Genomic DNA, 6,721 nt, shown 5'->3' on the forward strand with positions numbered 1-6,721 from the left:
GGTGTGCTCTCTCCGGCGCCGACCAGGTCTACCTTGACGCCCTCAGATTCAGTGACATCGATATCTGCGGTGGCCGCAGCGATTTTCACCACCTCGCGTCTTACTCCGCACAGCACGAACAGATACCCGTGACCCGCATCCAGCTGCACCACATCGGCATGCCCGAGCTGCTCACCCGCATGAAAACCGGTCACTTCCATCTCCGGGCAGCAGGACTGACCCACCAGTCACTATGCGTCGTCGACCACGTGAGTCGGCGACGCCCGACACCCAACAACGGCCACACCGGTCAGACCAGCACCTAAAGCGGTGCTGCCGAACATTCTCGGCGCATCCTGAACTGATGGACTGGCACTGTCATCAGCGCGGCCCAGCCTCTCCGAGAGTTGTTTTTGCCCGTGCTGCAACGCCGTTGACGCCCGTCTCGTATCTAGACAAACGGGAGTACCCAGATTCTTTCTCAGGTGAGGGACCGCTTGAGGGCGTTGGCTTTACCGAATGTCCGAGCGCGTCAGCGCGACGGTACGGTAGCGGTCAGGTGCAACGGCGGGCGGCGACGCCGGGGGTAAAGCGCTGGGTACTCAACGCTGTGTATGGAGAAAGCCATGGCCGGCGTCGCCTTGAGAAGCCGCACAAGGTCCCCTATCCAGCCTCCCTGTAGGCGGGTGCCACCGTCACCGCACCTTCAAACGTCTCAGCGATTGTTGGATAGGGGTTGCAGCAACTGCACGGCCACGGTGTGCAGTTTTATGTTGGCGCGTTGGGATTGTTCGACGAGCATCGCGAACGCCTCGTCGGCGCTGCAGCCGGTCCGGTCGCGCAGCACGCCTTTGGCTTGGTCGATGTCGGTGCGCGACACCAGCGCACGTTGCAGCGCGGCCACGGAGTCGCGGGACTGCTGCCAGCGCCGGGCGTTGGTGATGGCCTGGCTGGCCGTGGTCGCGAACAGTTGCAAGAGTTCTTCGTCGAACGAGTCGAACGCTGGAACGCGGCGACTGTAGATGTTGAGTGAGCCGACCAGTTCGCCGGCGTTGTCCTGGCCGGTGAGGGCAACGATTAACGGCACCGACAAGGTGGCCAAAACGCCGGCATCACGGGATGCTGCAACGAACTCCGGCCAGCGCTGGGCGTCGATGTCCATGGCGATGCGCACCGGGGTGCGCCGCTCGGCGGCTTCCAAGCACGGCCCCCGTCCTGAGCTGTATTGCACCTGGTCGAGGGAAAGCATCCTTTCATCGGTGCAGGCGACGGTGCGCGACTCGGGATCGCCGAGCACAGTGATGCTCACCGCATCGGCGTCATGCACCGCCCTGTTGGCGGTCTGGGCCACCCGCACCAACACCGTATCGAGTGGCTCTTCGGCATCAAACAACGCGTGCAACGACGCGATCGCCTCCGACGTGCTAACGAGCCGGCAAAGCTCGTCAGGCCTTTCTTGACTCATCTCGGCCCCACCTCACAACCAAATAACCCCGACGCCGACGAAAACTACTTCAAAGTTTACTAACCAGGCGCTATGCGTGACTAATACGACAGCAGCGTGCGCAGGTGCGGGTTGTTCAGGAATGAACTTGCCCGCCGGCATGCCGACCGCCAGGCGATCTGACCGCTCATGTCTCGAATCTAAAGAATCATGACCGATCACATCTTGTCTCATTCATGACTCGCGAAGCTGCGTCAGTGCCGAAGGTCGATTCGGACAGTGACCGGGGCACTGGGCCGAGGCACGGAAGATGACGCCGTCGGCGAGGCCGATGACCCCGTTGCTTTTATCGATGCGTCGCCGCCGGGCGAAAGCGTCGTCATTGTCGGCGACCGTGGCGGTGCCGCTATACCAGCGGCGGCCGACCTTGACCCGTGCATTCGGATTGGCGATGAGGTTCTTGATGTAATCACAGCCTTTCCCGTGTTCGGAGACCACCCAGAACACATCACCGTCGAGGCCGTTGCCGACCGGGGTAAGGCGCTGTCGACCGCTGCGCCGACCATTGGTTTCCAGCAGCGCGAATGCTCGCGGTGCGATCCCGAGTCGCAGCGCGAGCCGCACCGACGGATTGAACGCGTACCTCTCCAAACGACGTTGAAGCCGGCCTCCACTAGCCATGCACGAAAGTCTTGCACCTCCAGTCTGACCGACGGGCCAATCCCAGCCGTCTTCAGCCGGTTCATTCTCGTATCTAGAAACGAGGCCGATCACATCCTGTCTCTGGGGTGCGGCGCTAGCGGGTGGTGTAGCCGCCGTTGGCGAGGATGGTTTGTCCGGTGATCCACCAGCCATCGCTGACCAGGAAGCGGACGAGGGGGACGATGTCGTTGGGGTCGGTGAGCCCGGTTTCAGTGAATTTCGACAGGTCAGCGGCGGTTTGGTTGAACTTGGCCGACTCCTCGGTTTCTTGTCCGTAGAAGAACGGGGTTTCCATCGGCCCGGGCGCGACTGCGACGACGGAGATGCCGCGTTCCCCGAATTCTTTGGACGCTGCCCGGGTGAAGTGCTCCACCGGGCTTTTTGAGCCTGCATAGATTGAGTACAGCCCGGTGTAGGCCGCCAGCAGCGAGGTGACCAGGGTGATCAGTTTGCCCCCGTCGGAGAGCTGTTTGCCGGCTTGTTGGATGAAGAAGAATGCGGTCTTGGCATTGATCGCGAAGATCTTGTCGTAGTCGTCTTCGGTGATCTCGGTGATCGGTTTCTTGATCACCATTCCGGCAGTGTTAATCGCGATATCGATCGACCCCATCGCGCTCTTCGCCTCATCAAACAGGTTGGACACGGCGGCAGCCGAGGTCAGGTCACCCTGAAATGCATACGCGTCGGGGCCGGCCGCTTTGACAGCGGCGACGGTCTCCTCGGCGGCGGATCTGGTGGCGTCACTGTTGTAGTGCACCGCGATCGCTTTGACCCCGTGGTGGGCGAGATCGCGGGAGATCAAACCGCCCAGGTTCTTCGCGCCGCCGGCAATCAGAACGGTCTTGTCGCGCAGGCTGTGATCTCTCACGAAGGTGGTCCTTCCAGTGTGCAGTCGCTTCGTCAGGCTGGGACTGAGGCTAGAACAGGCATGTACAAGTATCTAACAGGTTTTAATGGTTGAACAACAACCAACAGTTGTATCTAAGGGGGCGTTGACATGCCGGAACTGGTCGCCGATCCTAGGGCTGCCGACACCGTCGAGTCGCCTATCGACTTGCATCGCTTGTCGCAGTTCGTGGCAGTGACCGATCATGAGAACCTGAGCGAGGCTGCCGATCACCTGCATGTCACGCAGCAGGCGTTGAGCAGCGCGATGCGCCAACTGGAACGGGCACTGGGCGTGGTGTTGTTCGATCGCCGCGGGCGTCGTTTGGTGTTGACTGCGGCGGGACACAAACTTCGCCAGGGCGCGCCCGTCGTGCTGGCGGCCGCAGCCGCGCTGGCGGACGCGACACGGCACAGTGCCGCGGGACATCAGCAGCCTTTTGTTGTCGGGCATTCTCCCGCGATCAGCGCCGAGGAGGTCTTCACGATCATCGAGCCGGTGCGGACTGCACTGCCCGAGCTGTCGATCACCGCCCGCCAGATGTTTCCCGACGAGTTGCAGCAGGCGCTGCTAGACCGAGCGGTCGATGTCGGTCTTCGTCGTGGGGCCACCACGCCCCATGATCTAGCGGCGGCCGTCATCGGTTATGACGAACTGCGCCTCGCCGTACGCGCGGGGCATCCACTCACCGCCCAGAGCCAGATCGCACTCACCGATATCGCCGATTTCACGTTGGTCGTGTGGGCGCCTCCAACGTTTTCCTTCTACACCGATTTTCTCGTAGCGGCATGTCGCAGAGCGGGTTTCGAGCCCACCCTGGCCGTGAACGCAACGCAAGGCACTCCCCCCGTCACCGCAGTCATCAACACCGATTACGTCGCCCTGGTCACCGCACCCGCCGGCACAGCACTGCAAGGTCGCGTTGATGTGCGGCCATTGATCGACCCGCCGATGGTTCCGATTCAAGCCCTATGGCTCCCCCACACCATCTCCGAGCCCCGCACCGTCCTGCTCAACACCGCCCAGCCACTACTCCGCTGAAGCCGATGCCCAGGCAATCTGTGAAGCCCAAAAGACAGTCGAGCCGACCCTCTGTCTCCCGGTGATTCGGGCCGAGGAGTTCGCCCGCGCCCGCAAGCCTGCATACAAACTATGGATCGACCTCGGCGAGTTGGGGGTACGCCGGTCCAGCGCGCAGATCACCGACTTGTACACCATCGACGAGCTGAACGACCGCTTGGTGATGGCGGTGGTCAATCTGCCACCGCGACAAGTCGCGGACTTTATATCCGAGGTCCTCGTGCTGGGGATACCCCACCGATGACGGCTGCAACGTGGTGCTGGTTAGCCCGGATCGCGAGGTATCACCCGGTCTTCGGTTGCTCTGAACCACTGGCCTCGGCCAGCGGCTCGTTTCTCAAATTTAAATAATCGGAAGTCTCGGTTTCTCATCCGACAAAGGGACTCTGGTCACCATACTGAGCTCAACCTGAAAGTGGTTGGTGCCGCCGGGGGGTGTGCATGAGTGCTGTGGGGCGGTGGTGGCGGCAAAGCGATCACTTCGACTGGTTATCGCTGTATTTGAATACGCGTGGAATCCGGTTGGTGTGGCGGGCGATGATTGCCGCGGTGATCGCCTCGATTGCCGTGCTGCCGGTGGTGGTGGTGATGCGCCCGGCGCTACCGCATAGCCGCGCCGCGTTGATCGTGTCGCCGATTGCCGGTGGTGTGGGGGTGGTGCTGGCGCTGCTGTGGCTGTTTCGCTGGCCTACCCGGGGCCGGTCGGTGCTGTTTTCGGTGACTTCTAACGGCTGTATCGCGGCTGTTTGTCTTGTACAAAGCGACCCGCGTGTCGGACTGCTGGGCTGTACTGCGTTCGCGGTGCTGGGCGGCTACATCGCGTTTTTTCACACCGCGCCCTACTTGATGGCCAACTTCGTGGTCGCCATGGGCACCACAGCTGTGCTGGCGGCGCGGTTGGTCGGCTACTACGACCTGGTGCTGGCCGGATGCGCGTTTCTGCTCGTGCACTTTCTCAATGTAGCGTTTCCGTTCGCCGTGCAATCGCTGGTGCACGCGCTGGGCAGCGACGTGCGCCGATCCAGCCGCGACATGCTCACCGGGCTGCTGACCCGCCGGGCCTTCTATCAGTCGGCCTATGCGCTGCTGCTGCGCCCCCGAACCGGTGACACGTATCTGGGCGTGGCCGTTATTGATTTGGACCAGTTCAAACGCCTAAACGACACCCGTGGCCACCCCACCGGGGACAAGGCTTTAGTCGCCGTGGGCGGCGCGCTGCACCTTTGCCGCCCGCCCACCGCGATCATCGGCCGGGTGGGCGGTGAAGAATTCGTCGTCGCCGACACCTACTCGAATGCCGATCTGCACAGTGTCGCCGAACAACTGCGCAACGCCGTCGCCGCCATCCCCTACCCCGTCACAGCCAGCGTCGGCATCGCCAGCGCAATACTAGGCGCTGCGTTCACCCCCACCGAACGCCCCCTGATCGAACAACTCATCAACCATGCTGACAGCGCCATGTACACCGCCAAACACGCCGGCGGAAACCAAAGCCGCGCAACCCACATCGCGCCAACAACGACCAATTGACACGGATGGCTATGTCACGGTTCCAACCTGACACTTCGGCGGCGTAATAAGGACAACAAGTGAGCAACCAGGACAACGACCAGACATGCTCTAGGGGCACGGGGGACACCACCCCGGTTTCCGCGCCGAGTTCCTCAGCGAGCTCGATGATTCGACCACTGGCGCCGCCGAGGCGGGGCTCGGTGACATCGAAGGGTTGCCGAGCGGCTCGGCCCTGCTTGTCGTAAAGCGCGGACCCAACGCCGGATCGCGGTTCCTGCTGGATCGGCCCGTCACATCTGCTGGCCGGCATCCCAACAGCGACATCTTCCTCGACGATGTCACCGTCAGCCGCCGGCACGCAGAGTTCCGAAGGGAAAACGGCGGATTCCGGATCGTTGACATCGGCAGCCTCAACGGCACATATGTCAACCGCAAACCGGTGCAATCGGCGGTGCTCGCAAACGGCGACGAGATCCACGTCGGCAATTTCCGTCTGGTGTTCCTAACCAGGCCCACGACGGGCTCCACGACCATCCGATAAGGAACAGCACGTGAGCAACAAAGACTGGAAAGTCGAAGGGCTACCGAGAGGCGCGGCCCTGCTTGTCGTGAAGCGCGGCCCCAACGCCGGGTCCCGGTTCCTGCTTGATCGGCCCGTCACATCCGCCGGCCGGCATGCCGACAGCGACATCGTCCTCGACGACATCACCGCCAGCCAGCACCACGCCGAGTTTCGCTGGGAGAACAGAAAATTCCAGGTCGTCGACGTGAACAGCCTCGACGGCACCTATGTTAACCGTGAATTGGTCGACTCGGCGGTGCTGGCCAACGGTGACGAGATCCAGATGGGCAAGTTCCGTCTGGTGTTCCTGACCGCGCCTACGACGGCCTGACACCGCGCGGGTTTGGGTCGCTACGGCGACAAGGCGCGCGCCAAACGATTTCAGCGCTCCGACCCAGTCCTCGCGAAGGGTGTTGTTGTCTCGTATCTAGACCTCCGATGGTGCTAACTGTCAAGTCTTCAGAGTTCGGCCCAGCCCCGGCTTCGAGCGACGTGAACGCAATGGCCCCGATTAACCTGTCACAGGCACGGCAATAGTTTGATGAAATCCGTCCCT

Annotated in this window: 7 protein-coding genes and 2 pseudogenes; 6 read left to right on the plus strand and 3 right to left on the minus strand. The window is 62.1% G+C overall.

The genetic code is table 11. The features are described 5' to 3' along the window. The coding region (locus tag WA317_RS17785) for a hypothetical protein (RefSeq protein ID WP_425174290.1) at window positions 1-305 on the plus strand (305 nt) is incomplete at its 5' end. 389 nt (window positions 306-694) lie between these two features. Here the strand turns inward: WA317_RS17785 and WA317_RS17790 are convergent. The 3 genes from WA317_RS17790 to WA317_RS17800 form a co-directional block, all read right to left on the minus strand. Continuing rightward, the gene (locus tag WA317_RS17790) at window positions 695-1,444 is read right to left on the minus strand and encodes an ANTAR domain-containing response regulator (RefSeq protein ID WP_425174291.1); all 750 of its coding nucleotides are present in this window, start codon (window positions 1,442-1,444) and stop codon (window positions 695-697) included. A gap of 213 nt (window positions 1,445-1,657) precedes the next feature. Next, entirely contained in the window at window positions 1,658-2,197 is a 540-nt protein-coding gene (locus tag WA317_RS17795; RefSeq protein ID WP_425174292.1) for a nitroreductase/quinone reductase family protein, read from the minus strand. Window positions 2,198-2,219: 22 nt separating this feature from the next. Then, the gene (locus WA317_RS17800) at window positions 2,220-2,993 is read right to left on the minus strand and encodes an SDR family oxidoreductase (RefSeq protein WP_425174293.1); all 774 of its coding nucleotides are present in this window, start codon (window positions 2,991-2,993) and stop codon (window positions 2,220-2,222) included. 129 nt (window positions 2,994-3,122) lie between these two features. Here WA317_RS17800 and WA317_RS17805 point away from each other — a divergent pair, with 129 nt between their 5' ends. The 5 genes and pseudogenes from WA317_RS17805 to WA317_RS17825 all read left to right on the plus strand — a co-directional run. After that, window positions 3,123-4,052 (plus strand): LysR substrate-binding domain-containing protein, encoded by a 930-nt coding sequence (locus WA317_RS17805; RefSeq protein ID WP_425174294.1) that lies wholly within the window; start codon window positions 3,123-3,125, stop codon window positions 4,050-4,052. Window positions 4,053-4,113: 61 nt separating this feature from the next. Further along, window positions 4,114-4,335, plus strand: a complete 222-nt coding sequence (locus tag WA317_RS17810; RefSeq protein WP_425174295.1) for a hypothetical protein — start codon at window positions 4,114-4,116, stop codon at window positions 4,333-4,335. Window positions 4,336-4,532: 197 nt separating this feature from the next. Beyond that, the gene (locus tag WA317_RS17815; RefSeq protein ID WP_425174296.1) at window positions 4,533-5,621 is read left to right on the plus strand and encodes a diguanylate cyclase domain-containing protein; all 1,089 of its coding nucleotides are present in this window, start codon (window positions 4,533-4,535) and stop codon (window positions 5,619-5,621) included. A 59-nt stretch (window positions 5,622-5,680) separates the two neighbouring features. After that, a pseudogene (gene odhI / locus WA317_RS17820) lies at window positions 5,681-6,144 on the plus strand (oxoglutarate dehydrogenase inhibitor Odhl). A gap of 31 nt (window positions 6,145-6,175) precedes the next feature. Further along, window positions 6,176-6,496 (plus strand): annotated as a pseudogene (locus tag WA317_RS17825) (FHA domain-containing protein); the annotation flags it as partial. Window positions 6,497-6,721 lie beyond the last annotated feature (225 nt).

The sequence above is a fragment of the Mycobacterium sp. genome, assembly GCF_049802695.1.
Lineage (GTDB): Bacteria > Actinomycetota > Actinomycetes > Mycobacteriales > Mycobacteriaceae > Mycobacterium.

Bases quoted from the DNA above. Each gene is read 5' to 3' on its own strand.
- WA317_RS17805 (WP_425174294.1), top strand. From the start codon at position 3,123: ATGCCGGAACTGGTCGCCGATCCTAGGGCTGCCGACACCGTCGAGTCG.
- WA317_RS17815 (WP_425174296.1), top strand. From the start codon at position 4,533: ATGAGTGCTGTGGGGCGGTGGTGGCGGCAAAGCGATCACTTCGACTGG.
- WA317_RS17790 (WP_425174291.1), bottom strand. From the start codon at position 1,444: ATGAGTCAAGAAAGGCCTGACGAGCTTTGCCGGCTCGTTAGCACGTCG.